Here is a 298-nt window from a genome sequence, read left to right on the forward strand (position 1 = left end):
CTGCATGGACAAGAGACGCGTTATTGGGGAGATTCTGCCTATATAGGCCAAAGGCAGGCTGCGCGTAGCAAAGCACCAAAGGTAAGAGATTTTACGAACTGCCGCGCTACACGCAGTCACCCTTTGACAGATGCAGAGCGGTTGACCAACCGCCGTAAGTCGAATATCCGCGCCATGGTAGAGCATGCCTTTGGCATCATCAAGCGCGTGTTTGGATTTGCGAAGGTGCGTTATCGCGGCTTACAAAAGAACGCGCATCGCTTGTTTGTCACCTGTGCGCTGGCGAACTTGTTTATGG

1 protein-coding gene is annotated in these 298 nt (G+C 52.7%); it reads left to right on the top strand.

Annotation, left to right across the window (positions count from 1 at the left end; translation table 11 throughout):
• Positions 1–298, top strand: a 298-nt coding sequence (locus ACO0LD_RS31825) for a transposase (protein ID WP_423013548.1), incomplete at both ends; no start/stop codon positions are given.

Origin of the sequence: Undibacterium sp. Ji83W (assembly GCF_049340385.1) — a bacterium.
Classification (GTDB): Bacteria; Pseudomonadota; Gammaproteobacteria; order Burkholderiales; family Burkholderiaceae_D; genus Undibacterium.